The organism is Nonomuraea candida, from assembly GCF_000725485.1.
GTDB lineage: Bacteria > Actinomycetota > Actinomycetes > Streptosporangiales > Streptosporangiaceae > Nonomuraea > Nonomuraea candida.
In genome coordinates this window covers 153354-177370 of record NZ_JOAG01000020.1, presented here as the reverse complement: position 1 = coordinate 177370, position 24017 = coordinate 153354, and the positions used below count along the sequence as shown (strand labels likewise).

General features: G+C 73.3%; 21 protein-coding genes. 12 read left to right on the top strand and 9 right to left on the bottom strand.

The window, feature by feature from the left end; all coding sequences use genetic code 11:
• Positions 1 to 172: 172 nt before the first annotated feature.
• The gene (locus IO39_RS21190) at positions 173 to 550 is read right to left on the bottom strand and encodes a hypothetical protein (protein WP_157548699.1); all 378 of its coding nucleotides are present in this window, start codon (positions 548 to 550) and stop codon (positions 173 to 175) included.
• A 171-nt stretch (positions 551 to 721) separates the two neighbouring features.
• On the opposite strand from IO39_RS21190, the gene gdhA reads away from it, so the two are divergent.
• Positions 722 to 2062 (top strand): NADP-specific glutamate dehydrogenase, encoded by a 1341-nt coding sequence (gene gdhA / locus IO39_RS21185; RefSeq protein WP_211267091.1) that lies wholly within the window; start codon positions 722 to 724, stop codon positions 2060 to 2062.
• Between the two features lie 165 nt (positions 2063 to 2227).
• On the opposite strand, the gene IO39_RS21180 is transcribed toward gdhA, so the two are convergent.
• Positions 2228 to 3343, bottom strand: a complete 1116-nt coding sequence (locus IO39_RS21180) for a MerR family transcriptional regulator (protein ID WP_211267090.1) — start codon at positions 3341 to 3343, stop codon at positions 2228 to 2230.
• A 139-nt stretch (positions 3344 to 3482) separates the two neighbouring features.
• On the opposite strand from IO39_RS21180, the gene IO39_RS21175 reads away from it, so the two are divergent.
• Entirely contained in the window at positions 3483 to 4235 is a 753-nt protein-coding gene (locus IO39_RS21175; RefSeq protein ID WP_211267089.1) for a YqjF family protein, read from the top strand.
• Between the two features lie 45 nt (positions 4236 to 4280).
• Here the strand turns inward: IO39_RS21175 and hutC are convergent, their stop codons facing one another.
• Entirely contained in the window at positions 4281 to 5042 is a 762-nt protein-coding gene (gene hutC, locus IO39_RS21170; RefSeq protein ID WP_043625758.1) for a histidine utilization transcriptional repressor HutC, read from the bottom strand.
• A 170-nt stretch (positions 5043 to 5212) separates the two neighbouring features.
• Here hutC and IO39_RS21165 point away from each other — a divergent pair, with 170 nt between their 5' ends.
• The 5 genes from IO39_RS21165 (at position 5213) to hutI (ending at position 12191) form a co-directional block, all read left to right on the top strand.
• A complete protein-coding gene (locus tag IO39_RS21165) occupies positions 5213 to 6640 on the top strand; it encodes a purine-cytosine permease family protein (RefSeq protein WP_043625755.1) in 1428 nt (475 codons plus the stop codon).
• Between the two features lie 18 nt (positions 6641 to 6658).
• Entirely contained in the window at positions 6659 to 8314 is a 1656-nt protein-coding gene (gene hutU / locus IO39_RS21160) for a urocanate hydratase (RefSeq protein ID WP_043625752.1), read from the top strand.
• Entirely contained in the window at positions 8314 to 9537 is a 1224-nt protein-coding gene (locus IO39_RS21155) for an allantoate amidohydrolase (protein ID WP_052423152.1), read from the top strand. The genes hutU and IO39_RS21155 overlap by 1 nt, the downstream gene beginning before the upstream one ends.
• Complete coding sequence (locus IO39_RS21150) at positions 9528 to 10910, top strand: formimidoylglutamate deiminase (RefSeq protein WP_052423151.1); 1383 nt, start codon at positions 9528 to 9530, stop codon at positions 10908 to 10910. The genes IO39_RS21155 and IO39_RS21150 overlap by 10 nt, the downstream gene beginning before the upstream one ends.
• A gap of 126 nt (positions 10911 to 11036) precedes the next feature.
• Positions 11037 to 12191: an imidazolonepropionase gene (hutI, locus tag IO39_RS21145; RefSeq protein ID WP_211267088.1), complete on the top strand. Its 1155-nt coding sequence runs from the start codon at positions 11037 to 11039 to the stop codon at positions 12189 to 12191.
• A gap of 46 nt (positions 12192 to 12237) precedes the next feature.
• Here hutI and IO39_RS21140 read toward each other — a convergent pair whose 3' ends face one another.
• A complete protein-coding gene (locus IO39_RS21140; protein WP_043625750.1) occupies positions 12238 to 12969 on the bottom strand; it encodes an SDR family NAD(P)-dependent oxidoreductase in 732 nt (243 codons plus the stop codon).
• 93 nt (positions 12970 to 13062) lie between these two features.
• Here IO39_RS21140 and IO39_RS21135 point away from each other — a divergent pair, with 93 nt between their 5' ends.
• From IO39_RS21135 to IO39_RS21125, 3 genes are all read left to right on the top strand, one after another.
• Positions 13063 to 13671, top strand: coding sequence for a TetR/AcrR family transcriptional regulator (locus IO39_RS21135; RefSeq protein WP_043626178.1), 609 nt, complete (start codon positions 13063 to 13065; stop codon positions 13669 to 13671).
• 392 nt (positions 13672 to 14063) lie between these two features.
• A complete protein-coding gene (locus IO39_RS21130; RefSeq protein ID WP_211267087.1) occupies positions 14064 to 15320 on the top strand; it encodes a hypothetical protein in 1257 nt (418 codons plus the stop codon).
• A 444-nt stretch (positions 15321 to 15764) separates the two neighbouring features.
• Complete coding sequence (locus tag IO39_RS21125) at positions 15765 to 17312, top strand: pectate lyase family protein (RefSeq protein ID WP_043625748.1); 1548 nt, start codon at positions 15765 to 15767, stop codon at positions 17310 to 17312.
• 122 nt (positions 17313 to 17434) lie between these two features.
• Here IO39_RS21125 and IO39_RS21120 read toward each other — a convergent pair whose 3' ends face one another.
• The 3 genes from IO39_RS21120 to IO39_RS21110 form a co-directional block, all read right to left on the bottom strand.
• A complete protein-coding gene (locus IO39_RS21120) occupies positions 17435 to 18124 on the bottom strand; it encodes a DUF4386 domain-containing protein (protein ID WP_043625745.1) in 690 nt (229 codons plus the stop codon).
• 196 nt (positions 18125 to 18320) lie between these two features.
• Complete coding sequence (locus IO39_RS21115; protein ID WP_043625742.1) at positions 18321 to 18635, bottom strand: DMT family transporter; 315 nt, start codon at positions 18633 to 18635, stop codon at positions 18321 to 18323.
• Entirely contained in the window at positions 18632 to 19258 is a 627-nt protein-coding gene (locus IO39_RS21110; RefSeq protein ID WP_043625740.1) for an FMN-dependent NADH-azoreductase, read from the bottom strand. The genes IO39_RS21115 and IO39_RS21110 overlap by 4 nt, the downstream gene beginning before the upstream one ends.
• 78 nt (positions 19259 to 19336) lie before the next feature.
• Between IO39_RS21110 and IO39_RS21105 the strand changes: the two genes are divergently transcribed.
• Complete coding sequence (locus IO39_RS21105) at positions 19337 to 19888, top strand: TetR/AcrR family transcriptional regulator (RefSeq protein WP_084773201.1); 552 nt, start codon at positions 19337 to 19339, stop codon at positions 19886 to 19888.
• A gap of 211 nt (positions 19889 to 20099) precedes the next feature.
• Positions 20100 to 21350, top strand: coding sequence for a threonine ammonia-lyase IlvA (gene ilvA / locus IO39_RS21100; protein ID WP_043625734.1), 1251 nt, complete (start codon positions 20100 to 20102; stop codon positions 21348 to 21350).
• Positions 21351 to 21483: 133 nt separating this feature from the next.
• Here ilvA and IO39_RS21095 read toward each other — a convergent pair whose 3' ends face one another.
• A complete protein-coding gene (locus IO39_RS21095) occupies positions 21484 to 22161 on the bottom strand; it encodes an SDR family NAD(P)-dependent oxidoreductase (RefSeq protein WP_043625731.1) in 678 nt (225 codons plus the stop codon).
• A gap of 11 nt (positions 22162 to 22172) precedes the next feature.
• Positions 22173 to 23888: an IlvD/Edd family dehydratase gene (locus IO39_RS21090; RefSeq protein WP_043625728.1), complete on the bottom strand. Its 1716-nt coding sequence runs from the start codon at positions 23886 to 23888 to the stop codon at positions 22173 to 22175.
• Positions 23889 to 24017 lie beyond the last annotated feature (129 nt).

Here is a 24017-nt window from a genome sequence, read left to right as displayed (position 1 = left end):
CGCGGAACCCTGGGAGAGGACCCGCATAGGGGAACCCGCGAGGGCACCCCGGAACGGGCACATGAGCCGGGAGACCCCCGGAAGAGGCGGGACCCGAGAGCAGGTGCCCGGAAAGAACCCTCCGCGAAGAAGGTCCCCGGAAAGGGGGGAACGCGAAGAGGGAGGACGTCGGCTAGGCGAGCGGCGGGCTCCGCGAGCCCGCGGTGCGGTGGCCGAGCTGCTGCGGGTCGCGGAACGCGTCGGCGTCGGAACCCGGCGCGGCCGGCAGCGCGGGATGGGCGTGCTCGCTCTGGCGCTCACCGCGCAGCGGCGGCCACAACGACAGCACGTGGTGCTCGCGGGCGCTGTTGGCCTGGGGCGGCAGGCCGGACTGGTCGCCGTCTGACCCGCCCAGGCTCCAGACCGGGACGGAGGACGAGTCGTGGGGGAAGGTCTGCCCGCCGCCGCTCGCGCTCCCGGTGGCCCCGGTCAGCATCAGGGACAGCAGGACCAGGCCCATCACGCCGATGAACGTGATGGACCTGCGTGGTGTCGTCCACGGTCCCCTCATAGGGCCGACCATAGCCCAGACCGCAGGAAAAGGCATGCCCAGAGCGCCGCGCGCCGCCGCCGGGCGAGTCGCCGCCGGGCCGAATCCCGTTCACGGCGGGGTCATTGTCGGCTCACAACAGGCCAGCCCGTAAAGTGAGGACGCTTCTACTGTGACCTGGGAGAGTACGTCTTGCACGAGAAACTGTCGTCGATCTACGACAACGTCCTTCGCCGCAACCCCGGTGAGATCGAGTTCCACCAGGCGGTGCGCGAGGTTCTCGAAAGCATCGGCCCGGTTCTCGGCAAACACCCCGAATACGCCGAGTCGAAGATCATCGAGCGGGTCTGCGAGCCCGAGCGGCAGATCATCTTCCGGGTGCCGTGGGTGGACGACCAGGGGCAGGTGCAGATCAACCGGGGCTTCCGGGTCGAGTTCAACAGCGCGCTGGGCCCGTACAAGGGGGGTCTGCGCTTCCACCCGTCGGTCTATCTGGGGATCGTCAAGTTCCTGGGCTTCGAGCAGATCTTCAAGAACGGCCTGACGGGTCTGCCCATCGGCGGCGGCAAGGGCGGCTCCGACTTCGACCCCAAGGGCCGCTCCGACCGCGAGGTGATGAGCTTCTGCCAGAGCTTCATGACCGAGCTCTACCGGCACATCGGCGAGTACACCGACGTGCCGGCCGGTGACATCGGCGTCGGCGGGCGGGAGATCGGCTACCTGTTCGGCCAGTACAAGCGCATCACCAACCGCTACGAGTCGGGCGTGATCACCGGCAAGGGCCTGGCGTACGGCGGCGCGCAGGTGCGCACGGAGGCCACCGGCTACGGGTGCGCGTTCTTCGTGGAGGAGATGCTGAAGGCGCGCGGCACGTCGTTCGACGGCAAGCGCGTGGTCGTGTCCGGCTCGGGCAACGTGGCGATCTACACCATCGAGAAGATCGAGCAGCTCGGCGGCACCGTCGTGGCGTGCTCCGACTCCTCGGGCTACGTGCTCGACGAGAAGGGCATCGACCTGGCGCTGCTCAAGCAGGTCAAGCAGGACGAGCGCGGCCGGCTGGCCACGTACGCCGAGCGGCGGGGCGGGCACGCCTCCTTCGTGGCGGAGCGCAGCGTGTGGGAGGTCCCCTGCCAGGTGGCGATGCCGTCCGCCACGCAGAACGAGATCACCGGCCGCGACGCCGCGACCCTGGTCGAGAACGGCTGCGTCGCGGTGGGCGAGGGCGCCAACATGCCGACCACCCCCGAGGGCATCAAGGTGTTCCTCGACGCGGGCGTCGCGTTCGGGCCGGGCAAGGCGGCCAACGCGGGCGGCGTGGCGACCAGCGCGCTGGAGATGCAGCAGAACGCCAGCCGCGACTCGTGGACGTTCGAGTTCTCCGAGCGCCGGCTGCAGGACATCATGAGCGACATCCACGGCCGCTGCCTGCAGACCGCCGACGAGTACGGCATGCCGGGCAACTACGTGGCGGGCGCCAACATCGACGGCTTCCGCCGCGTGGCCGACGCGATGCTGGCCCTGGGCCTGATCTGACCGACGACCCCGATCCCTGCGACGGGCCCGTTCCGGAGTGACCGGGCCCGATCCAGGGGTGACGGACCCCGCCCAGGGCGGACCGAGCCCTTCGGGCAGGTGACGCCGGCGCTACGGCTACGGCCGCGGCCGCGGCGCGGTTCAGGCTGTGGGCTATGAGGCGGTTCAGGCTATGAGCAGGCGGAGACCGAGATCGGCCGCGTCGAGGCCGGCGAGGTCGCCGTTGCGCTCGGCCCACCGGCCGGAGTCGAGGTCGGCGCCGAGGCTGCGCACCGCCCGCCGCTCGGCCTCCGGCCCGACCCTCGTCCATACCGACATCGCACGGCGCACGCGATCCTCCAGGTACGCCGCCGGCCGCCGCCAGTACGCCTCGAACAGGCCGTCGGCGCAGTCCCACGGGATGGGCACCGGCTCGGCGCGGCCCCCGATCGCGTCGGCCATCCCGGCGAGCGAGGGAAACCCCGCCAGGACGGCGGCGAACTCCGGCAGGTAGTCGCGGGTGAGCCAGAACCGCTCCTGCCAGCCGGGCTCGTCGGTGTCGAACGTGAGCACCACCACGCGGCGGGCCACGCGCCGCATCTCGCGCAGCCCCGCCATCGGGTCCTCCCAGTGGTGGACGGTGGAGACGGCCATCGCGACGTCGAAGGACCGGTCCTCGAACGGCAGGCTCTCCGCGGCGGCGGCCAGGCACGGGGCCGCCCCGGCGGGCCGCTGCCTCCGCATCACCGCCGACGGCTCCACCGCGATCACGTCGCGATCGGCGGGCTCGTAGGAGCCCGTGCCGGCTCCGACGTTCAGCACCGTCCGCGCGTCCCCGAGCGCGTCCCAGATCTGGGCGGCGATGCGCGGCTCGGTACGCCGCGTCGCGGGGTAGGCGCTGCCGATCGCGTCGTACAGCCGTGCGCCGAGCATCTCCAGTTGCTCCTCAGGCGTCACCTTCAGTCCCTTCGCCCGTGCCTTGAGTTCCCTGTCGATGGCCGCCACCATGGCGTCGGCGCGATCGCGCCGCTCCAGCAGCAGGCCGCGCAGCCGGCGCAGGTGCGCGACCGCGTCGGTGGACGGGTCGCCGACCAGCTCCGCGACCTCCCGCAGCCCGAAGCCCAGCCGCCGGTAGGCCAGCACCTCCCGCAGCCGCTCCACGTCGCCCGCCGAATAGGCGCGGTATCCGGCCGAGGTCCGCGCCGACGGCCGGACGAGCCCGATCTCGTCATAGTGATGCAGCGTGCGGACGCTCACCCCGGCCATCCCGGCCACGCGTCCCACGGTCCAGCGATCCTCCACGCCAGGGACTATGCCGCCTGACGCCACGTGAGGGTCAAGCACCCCACTCGCAGCGAGTGACGAGTGCGGGCGACGAGTGCGGGCGACGAGTGCGGGCGACGAGTGCGGGCGACGAGGGTGGAAGGCGAGGGTGGACGGCATGCTTGTGGTCGTCGGTGGGGGGCAGGGGGGCGGGATGCAGGCTCCACCGTCACCCCATGTCGCCCTGCCCGTGATGCACCACCAGTGGACGCGGATGACGTTCATCCACTGGCGCTACCCCCCGGAGCAGGTGCAGGCGCTGCTTCCGGCCCGGCTCCAGGTCGAGACCTTCGACGGTTCGGCCTGGGTGGGGCTCACGCCGTTCCTCATGCGCGGCGTGCGGCTGCCCGGCGTGCCCGCGCTGCCGTGGCTGTCCACGTTCCCCGAGACGAACCTGCGGACGTACGTGCGGGACGCGCGCGGGCGTACCGGCATCTGGTTCCTGTCCCTGGACGCGGGACGGCTGCCCGCGGCGCTCGGCGGCCGAGGGGGCTACTGGCTGCCCTACTTCTGGTCGGACATGTCCGTGCACGTCAGGAACGGCCGCACCCGCTACCGGTCCCGCCGCCGCCTGCCGGGGCCGGCCGGGGCGCGGTGTGACGTGGACGTGGAGGCCGGGGTGCCGCTGCTGGAGCGCGAGCGCGACGAGCTGGCGCACTTCCTGACCGCCCGGTTCCGGCTGTTCAGCCTGGTGGCCGGCCGGCTGGCCGCCGCGATGGTGGAGCATCCGCCGTGGCCGCTGCACCACGCCCACCTCAACAGCCTGGACCAGGACGTGGTCCAGGCCGCCGGGCTGCCCGCCCCCGAGGGCCCGCCCGTCGTGCACGCCTCCCCGGGGGTGCCGGTGCGGGTCGGGATGTGGAGCTGGTGACGGCGGCCGGCGGGGGACGCCGGATGAGGGCGGGGAAGCGGGCGCTCAGTCGGCGCCGAAGGAGCCTTCGAGCCGGTGCCGGGAGCCCGGGTGCAGGAGGCGGGCCACGCTCACCAGGACGTCGCGGGACCAGGTGCGGCGGCGGACGAGCAGGCACGGCTCGTGGCGGCCGATGCGCAGCAGCCGGCGCTCGGCCGAGTCGGCGAGCACCGCCTCGACGACGTGCTCGCCGCGCGTGAGCGGCGCCACCTCGTTGAGGTAGGCGTGCGGGGTCTGCCGGGTGAAGTCGCGCTCCAGGTAGCGGGGCGCGGCGGCGGGGTTGACCAGGCGGTCTTCGAGCTGGATCGGGGTGTCGTCCTCGAAGTGCACGATGAGCGAGCGGAAGACGGTCGGCCCCGCCGCCGCGCGCAGCGCCGGGTCGGCGGCGTCGGAGGGCTCCTCGCGGACGTGGACGACCTCGGTGCGGTGGCGGTGCCCGTGCCGCCGCACGTCGTCGGCGATGTTCCTGACCTGCAGCAGGGCGGAGGCGGCCTTGGGGGCGGCGACGAACGTGCCCACGCCGGCCCGCCGCTCGATCAGGCCCTCGTGGGTCAGCTCGCGCAGCGCCCGGTTGATCGTCATGCGGGACAGGCCGAGCGCGCCGACGAGCTGGTGCTCCGACGGGAGCTGCTGGCCGTGCGCCCACCGCCCGGAGCGCACGCCGGCCGCGATGAGGATCTTGACCCGTTCGTACGCCGGCGCGGAGGCGGGGCCGACCTGCTGGAACTGGGCGGCGAGCTCGGACTCGACCACCGTGATGGGCACCATGGCCTGGCGATCCTCGGGGGTTGGGGGACGGCGGGACGGGGCGGGGGCCTCCGGAAGGGATGGCCCGAAGTTTATCTTCCTTCCCAGGGTAGCGAGCTGTATATACAGGACTGTACATTTCCCCCAACCCCTAATCCCCCGGAGCGCCTGACGCGCGAGAGGCGGACGCCATGCACCACGACCAACCCCCGGGCGCGGCCCCCGCCGTGGAGCGCCGGACGATCGACGTGATCCCCGACGCCGAGCGGCACGGCACGCCGCGCAGCCAGTTCACCCTCTGGTTCGGCGCCAACATGCAGATCACCGCGATCGTGGACGGCGCGCTCGCCGTCGTCTTCGGCGCCGACGCCCTCTGGGCGATCATCGCCCTGCTCATCGGCAACGTGCTGGGCGGCGTCGTGATGGCGCTGCACTCCGCGCAGGGCCCGCGGCTCGGCCTGCCCCAGATGATCTCCAGCCGGGCGCAGTTCGGCGTCTACGGCGCGGTCGTGCCGCTCGTGCTGGTCGTGCTGATGTACCTGGGCTTCGCCGCCACCGGCAGCGTGCTGGCCGGCCAGGCGCTCGGCCGCATCCTGCACGTGCCCGCGACCGCCGGCATCCTGATCTTCGGCCTGCTGACGGTGATCGTCGCGGTGACCGGCTACCGGCTCATCCACACCGTCGGCAGGATCGCGACCGTCGTCGGCGTGTGCGGCCTGGGCTACCTGCTGGTCGCCGTCTTCACCACGTACGACGTCGGCGCGGTCGTCGGCGTCAAGCCGTTCGAGGCGCCCACGTTCCTGCTGGCCGTGGGGCTCGGCGCGGCCTGGCAGCTCACGTTCGGCCCGTACGTCGCCGACTACTCCCGCTACCTGCCCCGCGGCACCAGCGAGCGCGCCACGTTCTGGAGCACGTTCGCGGGCAGCGTGATCGGCTCGCAGTGGGCGATGACGCTCGGCGCGCTCATCGCGGCCGTCTCCGGCGACGTGTTCGTCGGCGACCAGGTCGGCTTCGTCGGCGCGCTGGCCGGGCCCGCGGCCGTCGCCCTGCTGATCTACATCGTGATCGTGGTCGGCAAGCTGACCGTCAACACGCTCAACGCCTACGGCGGCTTCATGTGCCTGCTGACGACCGTGACCGCGTTCGACGGCCGCTCGCGCGTCTCGCCGGTGGCCCGCGCGCTCTACATCGTCGGCTTCACCGCCGTGTCGGTCGCGGTGGCGATGCTGGCCAGCGCCGACTTCCTGAACAACTTCAAGAACTTCGTGCTCGTGCTGCTCATGGTGTTCACGCCGTGGAGCGCCATCAACCTCACCGACTACTACCTGGTCTCCAAGGAGCGGGTGGACATCCCCGCCCTGTACGACCCGGCCGGCCGCTACGGCCGCTGGAACGCGCCCGCCCTGGTCTGCTACGCCTTCGGCGTGGTGGTCCAGATCCCGTTCCTGGCGCAGAAGCTCTACACCGGGCCGATCACCGAGCTGCTCGGCGGCGCCGACATCTCGTGGATCGTCGGCCTGCTGGCCACTGCCGCGCTCTACTACCCATGGGCCCGGCGCACCGCGAACCCGCCCGCCGAGATGATCTACCCCTCCACCGCGCTCTCACCGACCCGCTGATCGAAAGGAACCGACATCATGGAAGGCGCACGCCCCGTACGGGCCGCCCGCGGCAACGAGCTGACCGCCCTGGGCTGGCAGCAGGAGGCCGCGCTGCGGATGCTGCAGAACAACCTCGACCCCGAGGTGGCCGAGCATCCCGACGAGCTCGTGGTCTACGGCGGCACCGGCCGCGCCGCCCGCGACTGGCGCTCCTTCGACGCGATCGAGCGCACGCTGCGCACCCTCAAGGCCGACGAGACGATGCTCGTGCAGTCGGGCAGGCCGGTCGGCGTCATGACCACCCACGAGTGGGCGCCGCGCGTGCTGATCGCCAACTCCAACCTGGTCGGCGACTGGGCCACCTGGGAGGAGTTCCGGCGGCTGGAGGCGGCCGGGCTCACCATGTACGGCCAGATGACGGCCGGCTCGTGGATCTACATCGGCACGCAGGGCATCCTCCAGGGCACGTACGAGACCTTCGCCGCGGTCGCCGCCAAGCGGTTCGGCGGCTCGCTGGCCGGGACGATCACGCTCACCGCGGGCCTCGGCGGCATGGGCGGCGCCCAGCCGCTGGCCGTCACCATGAACGGCGGCGTGGCCATCTGCGTCGAGTGCGACCCGTCGCGCATCCGGCGCCGCCTGGAGCACGGCTACCTCGACGTGCAGGCCGACGACCCGGCGCACGCGCTGCGGCTGGCCACCGAGGCCAGGGACGCCCGCCGCCCGCTGTCGATCGGGCTGCTCGGCAACGCCGCCGAGGTGCTGCCCCGGCTGCTCGCCGAGGGCGCCCCGATCGACGTCGTGACCGACCAGACCAGCGCGCACGACCCGCTGGCGTACCTGCCGGCCGGGATGGCGTTCGAGGACATGGCGGCCGAGCGGGCCAAGGACCCGGCCGGCTTCACCGAGCGGGCGCGCGCGTCGATGGCGCGGCACGTCGAGGCGATGGTCGGGTTCATGGACGCCGGGGCGGAGGTGTTCGACTACGGCAACTCCATCAGGGGCGAGGCCAAGCTGGCCGGATACGCCAGGGCCTTCGACTTCCCCGGGTTCGTGCCGGCGTACATCAGGCCGCTGTTCTGCGAGGGCAAGGGCCCGTTCCGATGGGCGGCCCTGTCGGGCGACCCGGCCGACATCGCGGCCACCGACCGCGCGATCCTGGAGCTGTTCCCCGACAACGAGCCGCTGGCCCGCTGGATCCGCCTGGCCGGCGAGAAGGTGCACTTCCAGGGCCTGCCGGCGCGGATCTGCTGGCTGGGCTACGGCGAGCGCGACCGGGCGGGCGAGCGCTTCAACGACATGGTGGCCGCCGGTGAGCTGCGCGCCCCGATCGTGATCGGCCGCGACCACCTGGACTGCGGGTCGGTGGCCTCGCCGTACCGCGAGACCGAGGGCATGCTCGACGGCTCCGACGCGATCGCCGACTGGCCGCTGCTCAACGCCATGGTCAACGTGGCCTCGGGGGCCTCCTGGGTGTCGATCCACCACGGCGGCGGGGTCGGCATCGGCCGCTCGCTGCACGCCGGGCAGGTGACGGTGGCCGACGGCACGGCGCTGGCCGGGGAGAAGATCCGCCGGGTGCTCACCAACGACCCCGGCATGGGGGTCATCCGGCACGTCGACGCCGGGTACGAGCAGGCCGAGGAGGTCGCGCTGCGCAGCGGCGTGCGCGTGCCGATGAAGGAGGTCTGATGCCGTCGTCGTTCCAGGAGATGTGGGCGGAGCTGCTGCCGGTCGGCCGGCACGCCGGCTCCGGCGGCTACCGGCGCTTCGCCTGGACCGGGGCCGACGCCGAGTGCCGCGCCTGGTTCCGCGAGCAGGCGGCGGCGCGCGGCCTGACGTGCGAGACCGACCGCAACGGCAACCAGTGGGCCTGGCTCGGCGACCCGGCGGCGGGCGACGCGGTCGTGACCGGCTCGCACCTGGACTCGGTGCCGGACGGCGGCGCGTTCGACGGGCCGCTGGGCGTGGTGTCGGCGTTCGCCGCGCTCGACGGGCTGGCGGCGCGCGGCGCGCGGCCGTCCCGGCCGATCGCGGTGGTGAACTTCGGCGACGAGGAGGGCGCCCGCTTCGGGCTGGCCTGCGCCGGCTCCCGGCTGACCGCGGGCGTGCTCACCCCCGAGCGCGCCGCCGGGCTGCGGGACGCCGACGGGATCTCGCTGCCGGAGGCGATGGAGCGGGCCGGGCACGACCCGGGGGCGATCGGGCCGGACGACGAGCGGCTCGCGCGGGTCGGCGTCTTCGTCGAGCTCCACGTCGAGCAGGGGCGCCACCTGGCGGACACGGCCTCCCCGGTGGGCGTCGCGTCGTCGATCTGGCCGCACGGGCGCTGGCGGTTCGACTTCCGCGGCGTGGCCGACCACGCCGGCACCACCCGCATGGAGGACCGGCACGACCCGATGCCCGCCTACGCCGCCACCGTCCTGGCGGCGCGGGCGCGGGCCGCCGCGGCGGGCGCGCGGGCCACGTTCGGCAAGCTCAGCGTGGAGCCGAACGGCGTCAACGCCATCCCGAGCCTGGTGCGCGCCTGGCTGGACGCGCGCGCCGCCGGCCAGGACGTGCTCGACCGGCTCGTCGGCGAGATCGAGGGTGAGGCCCGCGAGCACGCCGCGCGCGACGGCGTGCGGGTGGAGCTCACCCGCGAGTCCTTCACGCCGGTCGTGGACTTCGCGCCGGCGCTGCGCGACGAGCTGGCCGGGCTGCTGGCCGCGCGCCGGCCGTACGAGGTGCCGGTGCTGCCGACGGGCGCCGGGCACGACGCCGGCATCCTGGCCGCGAAAGTGCCCACCGCCATGCTGTTCGTCCGCAACCCCACCGGCGTGTCCCACTCCCCCGCCGAGCACGCCCGCGAGGACGACTGCGTGGCGGGGGTCGAGGCGCTCACCGACGTCCTGGAGGAGCTGGCATGCCGGTGACGCCCACCGCCTACCACGCCGACACCGCCTACCACGCCGACACCGTCTACTACGCCGAGCACGCCTGGACGGGCGGCGCGGTGGCCTCCGGCGTCGTGATCGAGGTCGCCGGAGGCCGGGTCGCCGGCGTCCGCGCGGGAGCCGCCGCGCCCCCGCCCGGGGCGACGGTGCTGCCGGGGCTGACCCTCCCGGGGCTGGCCAACGCGCACTCGCACGCCTTCCACCGGGCCCTGCGCGGCAGCGCGCAGCGCGGCTCCGGCACGTTCTGGACCTGGCGCGACAGCATGTACGACGTGGCCGCCCGGCTCGACCCCGACACCTACCTGGAGCTGGCGCGGGCGGTCTACGCGGAGATGGCGCTGGCCGGGATCACCTGCGTCGGCGAGTTCCACTACCTGCACCACGCGCCGGGCGGGACCCCGTACGCCGGCCCGAACGCCATGGGCGAGGCCCTCGTCGAGGCGGCGGCCCAGGCCGGGATCAGGATCACGCTGCTGGACACGTGCTACCTGTCCGCCGGCTTCGGCGCGCCGCCGGAGCGGCACCAGCTCCGCTTCACCGACGGCGACGCGGACGCCTGGGCCGCGCGGGCCTCGGCGCTGAAGGAGCGCGGGCACGCCAGGATCGGCGCGGCCGTCCACTCGGTGCGCGCCGTGCCCGCCGGCCAGCTCGCCACCGTCGCGCGGTGGGCCGCCGAGCGGGAGGCGCCGCTGCACGTGCACCTGTCGGAGCAGCCCGCCGAGAACGAGGCGTGCCTGGCCGCCCACGGGTGCACGCCCACCCGGCTGCTGGCCGACCGGGGCGTGCTCGGCCCGCGCACCTCCGCCGTGCACGCCACCCACCTCACCGGCGACGACATCGGCCTGCTCGGCGGCTCGGCCACGACGATCTGCATGTGCCCGACCACCGAACGGGACCTGGCCGACGGCATCGGCCCGGCCTCCGCCCTGGCCGCCGCCGGGTCGCCGATCAGCCTGGGCAGCGACAGCCACGCCGTGATCGACCTGTTCGAGGAGGCGCGGGCGGTGGAGCTGGACGAGCGGCTGCGGACCCTGCGGCGCGGCCACTGGAGCGCCGCCGCGCTGCTGCGCGCCGCGACCTCCGACGGGCACGCCTCGCTCGGCTGGCCGGAGGCGGGCCGGATCGAGCCGGGCGCGCCGGCCGATCTCGTCACGGTCGCGCTCGACTCGGTCCGCACGGCCGGCCCGCCGGCCGCGCTCGGCGCGGAGACCGCGGTGTTCGCCGCCACGGCCGCCGACGTGCGGCACGTCGTGGTGGGCGGCCGGCCGGTGGTCCGCGACGGCGTCCATCTCCTGGTACGGGACGTGCCCGCGGCCCTGACCCGGGCCATCGCCCGCGTCACGGCCCTGTGACCGGGCGGCCCCCCTTCGAAGAAGCGGCCCGGTTGACGGGTGGCCCTGCTGACGGGCGGCCGTTGAAGAGGTGACCCCGCTGACGGGCCGCCTTGCGGAAAGACGGCCCCGTGGAAAGGAAGTGTTGTGTCCGTCGCCATCACCGGCATCGGCAGCCTGCTCACCAACGACCCCGAGCTGGGCACGATCGCCGACGCCGCGATCGTCTTCGAGCAGGGCCGGGTCGCCTGGGCCGGGCCCGCCTCCCGGGTCCCCGACGCCGACGAGCGCGTGGACGCGGGCGGGCGGGCCGCGATCCCCGGTTTCGTCGACTCCCACGCGCACCTGGTGTTCGCCGGGGACCGCACGGCGGAGTTCGACGCCCGCATGTCGGGCCTGCCGTACACGGCGGGCGGCATCCGCACCACCGTGGCCGCCACCCGCGCCGCCTCCGACGCCGAGCTGGAGGCGAACGTCGCACGGTACGTGGCCGAGGCGCTGCGCCAGGGGACGACGACGATCGAGTGCAAGTCCGGCTACGGGCTCACCGTCGCCGACGAGGCCCGCTCGCTGCGCATCGCGGCCGGCCACACCGACGAGGTGACCTACCTGGGGGCGCACGTGGCGCCGCCGGAGTACGCGGCGGACCCGGACGCGTACGTGGAGCTCGTGACCGGGCCCATGCTCGACGCCTGCGCGCCGCACGCGCGGTGGGTGGACGTCTTCTGCGAGCGGGGCGCCTTCGACGGCGACCAGGCCCGCGCGGTGCTCACGGCGGGGATGCGGGCGGGTTTGGCGCCCCGGGTGCACGCCAACCAGCTCGGCCACGGGCCGGGCGTGCGGCTGGCCGTGGAGCTGGGGGCCGCCTCGGCCGACCACTGCACGCATCTCGACGACGCCGACGTGGACGCGCTGGCCGGCGGTACGACGGTGGCGACGCTGCTGCCGGGGGCCGAGTTCTCCACGCGCGGCCCGTACCCGGACGCGCGCCGGCTGCTGGACGCCGGGGTGACGGTGGCGCTGTCCACCGACTGCAACCCGGGGTCGAGCTTCACCAGCTCGATGCCGTTCTGCGTGGCGCTCGCGGTGCGGGAGATGGGCATGACGCCGGAGGAGGCGGTGGTCGCCGCCACGCTGGGCGGGGCCAGGGCGCTGCGCCGCGAGGACGTGGGCCGCCTGTCCCCCGGCGCCCGCGCCGACCTGGTCCTGCTCGACGCGCCGAGCCACGTCCACCTGGCCTACCGCCCGGGCGTCCCCCTGGTCGCGGCCGTCTGGCGGAACGGCCTGCGCGCGACCCCGTGACCCCGGTTCAGCGGAACGCCCTCCGCGCGACCCCGTGACCCCGGGCTCAGCCGAAGGTGCTGAACGTCACCTCGGGGCGGTCGCGCTTGGTGAACAGCTCCCAGGCGGTGTCGGCGATCGCGTCCGGGTCGAGGGTGTGGTCGCCGACGCCGGCGGCGCGGGCCGGGTCGGAGGTGACGTACCGGTGGATGTCGCCCCGTTCGATCAGCCCGCCGATGGTCAGGGTGCCGGCGTAGACGCCCTGGCCGGACAGGGCGGCGTTCAGCGTCAGGGCGTAGTTGCGCAGGGCCGCCGAGGAGAGGGCCAGCGCGCCGAGCGGCGGCATCGGCATGACGGAGCTGAGCCCGCCGGCGAACAGCAGCCCGCCCTCGCCCCGCTCGATCATGCCGGGCAGCACCCTGCCGACGACCTCGACCGCCGAGTACGCCACCTCCATGGCCTCCATGACGTCCGCCGCGGTGGTCTCGGTGATGTCCTTGAGCGGGGCGGTCACGTCGGCGGCCCCGGGGCCGTAGTAGACGACGTCGATCGTGCCGAACCGCCCGGCGATCTCGTCGAGGGCGGCGCCGACGCCGTCGTCGTCGTGCACGTCGGCGGCGAGCGCGACGGCCTCGACCCCCGCCGCGGCCAGGGACGCCACGTAGCCGGCGTGGCGCTCGGCGGTACGGGACACCAGCGCCACGGCGTACCCCTCCCGTCCGAACCGGTGGGCGATGGACATGCCGAGGCCGGGTCCTGCGCCCAGGACGACGGCGGTCTTACGGGTGGTTGCGGGCATGGCGGCACCTTTCTAAATCGAGGGCTCCCTCAACTTGTCGGCTCGACTGTAACACGAACTTGAGGCATCCCTCGATTTCGTATGATGGAAGGCATGGCAGCCGGACCCAAGCCGCTGCGGGCGGATGCCGCGCGCAATCGTGACAAGCTCCTGATCGCGGCCACCGAGATCTTCGCCGAACGCGGCCTCGACGCCCCGCTCGAACACATCGCGCGCCGGGCCGGGGTCAGCATCGGCACCCTCTACAACCACTTCCCGACCCGCGAGGCGCTCCTCGCCGCGATCCTCCCCGAGCGGCTGGCCGCCCTCGACCGGATCTGCGCGGCGGCCCTGGCCGACCCCGACCCGTGGGCCGGGTTCGCCGGGTTCCTGGAGGGGCTGTTCACCTTGCAGGCCCAGGACCAGGCGCTCAACGACGCCCTGGTGCAGGGCTTCACCCTGGCGACCGACGTGAGCCAGGCCTGCCACGCCGGCTTCGTCCAGGCCGAGCGCGTGATCGAACGGGCCAAGGCCGCCGGCCGGCTGCGCGCCGACTTCAGCGCCCAGGACCTGGTCACCCTGGTGTGGGCGATGTCCCAGGTCATCCGCGAGGGCATGGACACCGCGCCGGACGCGTGGCGCCGCTGCCTGTCCTTCTTCCTCGACGGACTGCACGCCGGCGCGCCCCACTCCCTCCCCGGCGCCTTCCCCGCCCCGAGCTGAAGGCCCGGGGTCCGGCGGGGCCCACCGCGGACGGCCGCCACCGGGCTCGGGCCCCGACGGCCCAGCCGCACGCCCGATGAAACGTTCACCGCCCGACGTCCCGGAGCCCGAACATCGCCGCACGGATCACGCGGGCGCGCCCAGCCCTCAGGCCGGACCGTACGAGCAGCGGGAAACACACGGTCCCGGCCCGCCGTCGCCCGCTCCGCCGCCCGGACCGGGCCCCGGGCGGCGGGCGCCACGGCCGCTGACCGGCCTCCTGACGGCCGGCGACGATCCTTGACAGGACCGGGGACCGCCCTGACACTCGTCTGCGCTTTCCCCGCCGGACCGCCCTCGGCGCGGTTCCGCGGTGTTAGCGCTAACAGAATCACGATCTCCGGAGAACCGCAATGAGACGACTGACCTCGGCGTTCCTGGGCGTGCTCACCGCCATCGGGATCTTCCTCCTCCCCTCCGCCCCGGCCGCGGCGGCGGAGGTCAACCTGGCCCCGTCGGCCACCGCCTCCGCCTCCTACACCTCGCCCTGGGAGAGCGTCGCCGCGATCAACGACGGCATCGACCCGCCCCGCTCCAACGACACCGTCAACCGCCGCTGGGGCACCTGGCCGCAGACCGGCGCCCAGTGGGCCGAGCTGACCTGGGCCTCGGCGCAGACCCTGCGTTCGGCGCAGGTGTACTTCTTCGACGACGGCGGCGGCGTGCGCGTCCCCGCCTCCTGGCGGCTCCAGCGCTGGACCGGCAGCGCGTACGCCGACCTGCCGGGCACGTACCCCGTCGCCGCCGACGCCTACAACACGGTCACCTTCGCGCAGGTCAGCACCACCCGGCTGCGCGTGGTGCTGCAGAGCGGGCAGGCGTCCGTCGGCCTGCTGGAGGTCAAGGCCATCGGCGAGAACGGCCGGCAGAGCGGCTGGAACCCGCCGGGCAACCTGGTCACCCCGCTGAACGAGGTGTGGCAGCACCAGGAGAGCACCTACCCCAACCTGTACGGCTTCCGCAACTACGGCTGGGACCAGATCATGGCCAACCGGGGCTCGATCAACTACTGCGTGCGCTGGGACTCCGGCGCGACCGTGTCGGCCGCGCTGCGCGACCAGATCCACGCCGCCCTGGCCCGCCAGTTCAAGAAGTGGATGGACGTCATGAGGGGCCACAACAACTGGCCGTACGCGGACGTGCCGCTGAAGGTCGTGGGCTGGGCCGTGCGCGACCGCGCCCAGCTCCAGTGGAACGACAACTCGGTCGACATCTACGTCGGCGACATCCGGGAGAACGCGCCCCAGTGCGCCCAGGCGTGCGGCCGCTTCTTCAACCAGGGCGGCACCTACCCGAACTGCCCCGGCGGCGCCTCGCACCACTACGACATGTCGTTGTGGCTGACCGCCGGCATGGGCGGCGGCGCGGGCGGCGACTGGGGCCAGCGCCTGGGCAGCGAGTACTTCGTCAACTCGCTCAACGCCGACGACATCCACATCCTGCTGCACGAGATAGGGCACAGCTTCGGCCTGGACGACTTCTACGACTGGACGCCGACCGGGGTGTGCTGCTTCCTGATGAAGGCGGGCAGCGCCGCGCAGATCACGGAGTTCGACGCGTGGATGTTCCGCGACTGGTGGCGTCACCTGAAGAGCCGCTACGGCTACTAGGAGTGTCATGAAGAGCAGCCTGCTCGCCGCCGGCGCCGCCGTGCCGACGCTTCAGGGACGGCGAGGCGGAGACCAGACCCTCGTGGCCGAGGGCGCGCCGGCGCGGCATCGGCTGCCTGACCTGGTTTTGGAACGGCGCCAACGGCGCCCCCGTCCCGTCCTGCACCGCCGCCTGAGGAAGGGCCGGATGAAAGTTTCAGAGCGCACTGCAACTCCTGCCGCCTCGCGCCGGCCGGCCTGACCTGCGCGTACGGCCTCCCTCCTGGAGAGGCGCGCAGCCGGGGCTTCTCTTTCTCCGCCACCGTGTGCTTCACTCCAAGCGCACTTCGGGAAAGCGCTTACCGCTTTGCGGCAAGCGCTTTCCCCTCAGCGTTTCCGCAGGCCGGCCCGCGTGAACCGCACGGAGAAGAACGCGTTCCGCGTCCGAGACGAAGGTGAGACAGCATGAGACGAGCAGTGGCACTGCGGCTCTGGGCCGCGGCGGCCATCGCGGCCGCGGCCGGTGTGGCGTTGCCGCAGATGCAGGCGTCGGCGGCGGCCGGGAGCGCCACCGGCTACGCGACCGGCAACGGCGGGACCACCGGCGGCGCGGGCGGGCAGACGGTGCGGGCCACCACGGGCACCGCGATCCACGCGGCGCTGTGCAACCGGGCCGACAGCAGCACGCCGATCACCATCCAGGTCGAGGGGACCATCAACCACGGCAACACCGCCAAGGTGTCGGGCGAGAGCTGCAACACCGCCGCCGGCGTGATCGAGCTCAAGCAGATCAGCAACGTCACGATCATCGGGGTCGGCGGCGGCGCCGTCTTCGACCAGGTGGGCATCCACATCCGCGAGTCCAGCAACATCATCATCCAGAACGTCACCGTCAGGAACGTCAAGAAGTCGGGCTCGCCCACGTCGAACGGCGGCGACGCCATCTCGATGGAGAGCGACGTGCGCAACGTCTGGGTCGACCACGTGACGCTGGAGGCCTCGGGCGGGGAGTCGGAGGGCTTCGACGGGCTGTTCGACATGAAGGACAACACCCAGTACGTGACCCTGTCCTACAGCATCCTGCGCAACTCCGGCCGGGGCGGGCTCATCGGCTCCAGCGAGAGCGACCGCTCCAACGGCTTCATCACCTTCCACCACAACCTGTACGAGAACATCGACTCCCGCACGCCCCTGCTGCGCGGCGGCATCGCGCACATCTTCAACAACTCCTACGTCAGCCTCAACGAGTCCGGCATCAACTCCCGCGCCGGGGCCCGCGCCAAGGTGGAGAACAACCACTTCAGGAACTCCAAGGACGTCCTGGGCACCTTCTACACCAGCGAGGCCGGCTACTGGCAGGTCAGCGGCAACGTCTTCGACAACGTGACCTGGTCCCAGCCCGGCGAGGACAACAACCCGGCCGGCCCGAACCCGCAGTCCAACACCTCCGTCAGCATCCCGTACTCCTACCGTCTCGACGGGGCCTCCTGCGTGCCGGACATCGTGCGGCAGACGGCCGGCGCCAACAAGGGCATGCAGGTGTCGAACGGCAGCTGCTCGCCCCAGACGCCGACGCCCTCCCCCACGCCGACCGTCACCCCCACCCCGACGGTGAGCCCCACCCCGACGGTCACCCCCACGCCCGGCGGGAACAACCTCAGCCTCGGCGCCGGCTCCGACGGCTCCAGCAAGGCCGGTGGGACGAGCTACGGCAACGTGCGCGACGGCGACCTGAGCACGTACTGGTCGCCGGCCGGCTCGACCGGTGACATCTCGATCAAGTGGGGCTCGGCCACGACGGTGTCCAGGGTCGTCATCCGCGAGGCGGCGGGCTCGGCCGGCGCCATCGGCTCCTGGCAGGTCGTCAACGCCGGCACCGGCGCCGTCCTGGCCTCCGGCACCGGGGCGGGCGCGATCTCCTTCTCCCCGGTCGCGCTGAGCAAGGTCACCTTCCGGATCACCGGTTCGAGCGGCACCCCGAAGGTCGCCGAGTTCGAGACCTACGCCGGATAGCTCCGTCGCCCGCAAGCCCACCCGCCGCGAAAGGTCGCCGGCCTCTTCTCATGAGCGGGTGGGCTCAGGCGTCTCCGGGGCCGGCGCGACCTGCCTCCGGGTCGGCTCGCGGGCAGCCGCGGTCAGGTCGCGGGCCCGGGAACGGCGGTCCTGGTGTCGAGGCCCCTGGCGATCAGGCGCACGGCCAGGGCCAGGCTCTGCAGGGCCAGGGGCGCGTTCATGGCCAGGTAGAGCGGCGCGACGACCTCGGTCAGGCGGAACAGCACCAGGAGGCTCGCCGCCAGGGCCGACCCGGCCCCGAGCAGCCCCCACACCGACAGCCAGCGGGGCACGAGCCGCGAGCGGTGCAGGATCGCGAAGAGCAGGAGGTCGCCGAGGCTCAGCGAGATGATCAGCGCGGCGTGGTTGACCAGGTCGCGCGCCGCCCGCACCACCTCGCCCAGCACCTCGATCCGGGCCGCCTCCGCCGCGCCGGCCCGGGCGAACTCCTCGCCCAGCACCAGGAACAGCGGCAGCAGGATCACCCCGGCGAGATGGAAGGCCACCGCGATCAGCCTGAACCCGAGGAACCCCAGGCTGAGCGGCTCGCTCACCGCTTTCAACGCCGGATACAGGCACAGCGCGAAGCCCGCGTAGGCGGGGATCATGAGGAGCTGGGCCGCCGCGCCGATGATGACCTGGCCCGCGTGGGCGGGGACGAGGCCGAGGTAGTGCGGCTGTTCGAGGACGGGGACCACGCTCAGGACGCCGGCGAGCATCCCCACGATGACCAAGACGCCGGCGACCGAGGCCGCCCGCCTGGTTGCGTTCATGACCGTTTCCCCCTGGATGCCGGCGCGGCCCGGCCGCGCGTTGCCTTACACCTGTAAGGAGGAGGCTATCCTTACGGGCGTAAGGCCGCAAGAGCGACGCCAGAGGGGGAGGTCACGGCCCAGCCCGCGCCTCGGAGGAAGCCCGGCCGCCCTCCGGACCGGGCCGTGCCGCGGCGGCAGGCCGGCCGCCTTCGGGTCAGGCGGTGATCCGGGCCAGCACGATGCCGCCGACGATCAGGGCGAGCGCCGCCAGCCTGCCCACCGAGACGGGGTCGTCGTTGACGACGATCCCCAGGGTGATCGCGCCGGCGGCGCCGATGCCGGTGAAGACGGCGTACGCCGTGCCGACCGGCAGCGTGTTCATGGCCCGCGACAGCAGCCAGACCGCGACGCCCATCAGGACCAGGCAGACCAGCGTGGGCAGCGGCCTGGTGAAGTTCTGCGTCGGCTTGATGCTCTGCGACCAGGCCACCTCGACCAGCCCGGCCAGCAGCAGGATCAGCCAGCTCATCGGGCCGCCTCCTTCAGCGCCGCCGCCAGGGACTCCTCGTGCGCCTGGCGCAGGTGCGCCAGCGCCGGGTCGAGGCGGGCGTTGGCCAGCTCGGCGTGGATGAACGTGACGTCCTCGACCTGGAAGTGACCCTTGAAGAAGTCGCGCAGGTAGCGCTCCTGGTGGTCGTACGGCTCGCGCGGCGTGCCGGGGCCGTACGCGCCGCCGCGCGCGCCGGTCACCACGAACGAGCGCCCCCGCAGCGACATCTTGGGAAAGGTGATCTGGTCGAGCCAGGCCTTGAGCGACGAGGGGATCGAGTAGTTGTACATCGGCGCCCCGATGAGGATCACCTCGGCCGCGACCACCTCGTCGAGCAGCGGCTCCACCACGGCCCACGCCTCCCGCTGGGCGGGGGTGCGCACGGCCTCCCGGTAGCGGCCGATGTCGGTGATCCCGTGCTCCAGGACGTGGTCGCACAGCTCGGTCCAGGCCTCGCCGATGTGCGGCACGGGCTGCGCGGCCAGGTCGCGGTAGACGTAGCCGGCCCGGGGGTGGGCGGCCCGCCAGGTGTCGGCGTACAGGCGGGACAGCCTGCGCGAGAACGACGCCCGGCGGGCGCTGGAGTCAAGGTGCAGCAGCATGATCTCTCCTCAGCGAGATAAATGGACACAACGTCCGCTTCACTATAAGCGGACGAGATGTCCACATACAATGGGCGCATGGAGAGAGCCGACGCCGCGCGCAACCGCGCCCGCATCCTGGAGGCGGCAGCGCGGCTGTTCGCCGAGCGGTCCCCGCAGGACGTGACGATGGACGACATCGCCAGGGCGGCCGGGGTGGGCCGGGGCACGCTCTACCGCCGCTACCCCGACCGGGCCGCCATCGCCGTGGCGCTGCTCGACGAGCACGAGCGGGAGCTGCAGGAGCGCCTGCTGCGCGGCGAGCCGCCCCTGGGGCCGGGAGCGCCGCCCGCCGAGCGGCTGGCCGCCTTCTACGCCGCCATGGTGCGGCTGCTGGAGGATCACTCCCACCTGGTGCTCGGCTCGGAGGTGGGCCGCACCCGCTTCGAGACCGGCGCGTACGGCTTCTGGCGCGCCCACGTGCGCGTGCTGCTGGACGCCGCGGGCACGCCCGGCCCCGACGCGCTGGTCGACGTGCTGCTCGCGCCGCTGGCCCCCGAGGTCTACCGCTACCAGCGCACGGTGCTCGGCCTCACCCCCGCGCAGATCGCCGGGGCGCTGGCCGGGCTCACCAAGGTCCTGGGCTCCTGACCGGTGGCGGGAGCTGGGGCGTCGCGGGCATAGCATGGCCTGGTGGGATCGTTGTGGCCGGTGTGCCGTCCGGCTCGGGCTCGCGCGAGCGGCCCGCCCGCCCCGGCGGCACCGCCGCCCGGCGACGGGCGTCGTCACCGTTGACCGCCCGTCCGGCCGCCGCCAGGCGTCCCGCTCTCGTCCTTGATCCACCGCTGTGCCAGGAGTGCGCATGAGCGACCACCTCACCGCCGCCATGATCAGCCAGGCGGCCGACCGGTTGCGGCCGGTGGTCCGCCGCACCGCGCTGGAGCCCAACGAGCGGCTGTCCGGCCTGCTCGGCGGCGACGTGCTGCTCAAGCGCGAGGACGCGCAGGTCTGCCGCTCCTACAAGGTGCGCGGGGCGTTCAACCTCATCGCCTCCCTCACCGACGACGAGCGGCGGCGCGGCGTGGTCTGCGCCAGCGCCGGCAACCACGGCCAGGGCGTCGCGTTCGCCTGCGCGCGGCTGGGCATCAGCGGCCGCGTCTACGTCCCCTCCGCCACGCCGCGGCAGAAGCGCGAGCGCATCGCGGCGCTCGGCGGCGACCGGGTGGAGATCGTGGTCGCCGGCGGCACCTACGACGAGGCGAGCGGCGCCGCGCACCTCGACAGCGAGCGCACCGGCGCGGTCTACGTGCATCCGTTCGACGACGTCAGGACGATGGCGGGGCAGGGCACGGTCGGCCTGGAGATCCTGGCGCAGTGCGATCGGCCGCCGGGCACGGTGGTCGTCCCGGTCGGCGGCGGCGGCCTGATCAGCGGCATCGCCGTCTGGCTGCGCGAGCACTCCCCCGCCACCCGCATCGTCGGCGCCGAGCCCGCGGGCGCGGCCAGCATGGGCGCCGCCCTCGGCCACGGCGGGCCCCTCGCCCTGCCCGAGCTGGACACCTTCGTCGACGGCGCCGCCGTCGGGCGGGTGGGAGAGGCCACGTTCCCCCTGGTCAAGGAGCTGGTGGACGAGGTCGTCGCGGTCGACGAGGGCGCGGTGTGCACCGAGATGCTCGACCTCTACCAGACCGACGGCATCATCGCCGAGCCCGCGGGCGCACTCGCGGGCGCCGCCGCCCGCGAGTTCCTGCCCCACGCCTCCGCCGGGCCGGTGGTGTGCGTCGTGTCGGGCGGCAACAACGACGTCAGCCGCTACAACGAGGTGCTCGAACGCTCCCTGGTGCACATCGGGCTGCGGCACTACTTCCTGGTGACGTTCCCGCAGCGCCCCGGCGCGCTGCGCCACTTCCTCGACGAGGTGCTGGGCGAGGGCGAGGACATCATCGCCTTCGAGTACGTGAAGAAGAACAACCGCGAGACCGGCCCCGCGCTCGTCGGCATCGAGCTGGAGCGGGCCGGCGACCTCGACGACCTCCTGGTCCGGATGAAGGCCGGCCCGCTCACGGTCGAGCGCATCCCGCCGGGCTCGCCGCTGTTCACGTTCATCCTGTGACACCGGGCATCCTGTGACACCGGGCATCGCGTGACACCGGGCAGCCCGTGACACCGGGCATCGCGTGACACCGGGCAGCCCGTGACACCGGGCAGCCCGTGACGCCGGGGTGCGGCCGGGCCGCCGGCGGTGGTCAGTAGGTGGCGCGCCCGCCGCTGATGTCGTAGACGGCGCCGGTGGAGAAGCTGACCTTGTCGGAGGCGAGCCAGGCGATCAGCTCGGCCACCTCCTCGGGCTTCCCGACGCGGCGCATCGGGATGAGGCCGGTGATGTGGGCCAGCGCCTCGGGGCCGGTGTCGGCGTTCATCGGCGTCTCGATCACGGCGGGCGCGACGGCGTTGACCAGCACGCCGCTGGTGGCCAGCTCCTTGCCGAGCGATTTCGTCAGGCCGATGACGGCGGCCTTGCTGGCGGAGTACGGGGCCATGTTGGGGTTGCCGTCCTTGCCGGCCATGCTGGCGAGGTTGACGACGCGGCCCCAGCCGCGCTCGCGCATGCCGGGGACGAACGCGCGGCAGGTGTGGAAGGTGCCGTTGACGTTGACGTCGAAGGTGCGCCGCCAGCCGTCGAGCGGGATCTCCCACAGAGGCGCGTTGGGGCCGACGATGCCGGCGGAGTTGATCAGGATGTCCACGGGGCCGGCCTCGTCGGCGGCGGCCTGGACGGCGGCCGGGTCGGTGACGTCCACGACCAGGTCGGCGCCGTCGGCGATGTCGAGGGTGATCACCCTGACGCCGTCTGCCTCCAGGCGGATGGCGGCGGCCCTGCCCAGGCCGCTGACGCCGCCGGTGATGAGCGCGGTGCGGGACATGCGGGGTCCTTTCAGTGGGATTCGCGGGCTACCTGGTCGCCGCTGGAGCCGATGAGGAAGTCGAGGTCGGCGCCGGTGTCGGCCTGCCGCACGGTCTCGACGTAGAGGCGCTGCCAGCCGCGTGACGGGCGGGCGAACGCCGCGGTCATCTCCGGCGACGGCTCGCGGGCGGCCAGCTCGCCGGCGGGCACGTCGAGGTCGAGCCGCCTGGCCGGCACGTCGAGGACGACCCTGTCGCCGGTGCGCACCAGGCCGAGCGGCCCGCCGGCGGCGGCCTCGGGCGCGACGTGCAGCACGACGGTGCCGTACGCGGTGCCGCTCATGCGGCCGTCGCAGATGCGCACCATGTCGCGCACGCCCTGGGCGAGCAGCTTGGGCGGCAGCGGCAGGTTGGACACCTCCGGCATGCCGGGGTAGCCCTTGGGGCCGCAGCCGCGCAGGATGAGCACCGAGTCGGCGGTGACCTCCAGGTCGGGGTCGTCGAGGCGGGCGTGCAGGTCCTCGACCGAGTCGAACACGACGGCCGGGCCGCGGTGCCGGAGCAGGTGGGGCGAGGCGGCGGCGGGCTTGATGACGGCGCCGTCCGGGGCGAGGTTGCCGTACAGGACGGCGATGCCGGCGTCGCGCCGCAGCGGCTCGTCGCGGGTGCGGATGACCTCGGGGTCGTGGATCGCGGTCTCTTCCAGGTGGTCCACGAGCGGCCGGCCGGTGACGGTGAGCGCGGCCGGGTCGAGCAGGTCGCGCACCTGGTGCAGCACGGCGTGCAGGCCGCCGGCGCGGTGGAGGTCGTCCATCAGGTGGCGGCCGGCCGGCTGCAGGTCGGCCAGCAGGGGCACGCCGGAGCCGGTGCGGTCGAAGTCGTCCTGGGTCAGCTCGACGCCGAGCCGGCCGGCGATGGCCAGCAGGTGCACGACGGCGTTGGTGGAGCCGCCGAGCGCGGCCAGCGCGACGATGGCGTTGAGGAAGGAGCCGCGCGTCATGACGTCCGAGGGGCGGCGCCCGCCGGCGATCATCTCGACGACGAGGCGGCCGGTCTCGTGCGCGCCCTCCAGCAGGCGGCTGTCGGGGGCGGGGGTGCCGGCCAGGCCGGGCAGGGTCATGCCGAGCACCTCGGCCAGCAGGCCCATGGTGGAGGCGGTGCCCATCGTGTTGCAGTGGCCCTTGCTGCGGATCATCGACGACTCCGAGCGCAGGAACGCCTCGCCGCTGAGGGTGCCGGCGCGTACCTCCTCGCTGAGCTTCCACACGTCGGTGCCGCAGCCCAGCGGCACGCCGCGGAAGTGGCCGGTGAGCATCGGCCCGCCGGGCACCACCACGGCGGGCAGGTTCACCGAGGAGGCGGCCATGAGCAGCGCCGGGATGGTCTTGTCGCAGCCGCCCAGCAGCACCACGCCGTCGATCGGGTTGGCGCGCAGCATCTCCTCGATCGCCATCGCGGCCATGTTGCGCCAGAGCATCGCGGTGGGGCGCACGTTCGTCTCGCCGAGGGAGACCACCGGCAGGTTGAGCGGCACGCCGCCCGCCTCCCACACGCCGTGCTTGACGTGCTCGGCCACCTCGTTCAGGTGCAGGTTGCAGGGGGTCAGGTCGGAGGCGGTGTTGGCGATCGCGATGTGCGGGCGGCCGTCGAAGGCGCCGGACGGCAGGCCGCGGCGCATCCAGGCCCGGTGGATGTAGGCGTTGCGGTCGCTGCCGGCGTACCACTGAGCGCTCCGGCTCCTCGCCATGAGGCCACCACTCTTTCCAACTATTGGAACTTTGATTCGTCCTGCGAAACTCAGGGGAAGATTAGCTCATAAGCTTCCCCACGGGAATGGCCTCGGTCAGCAACTTCCGTTTTGCGGAACGGTGGTCTA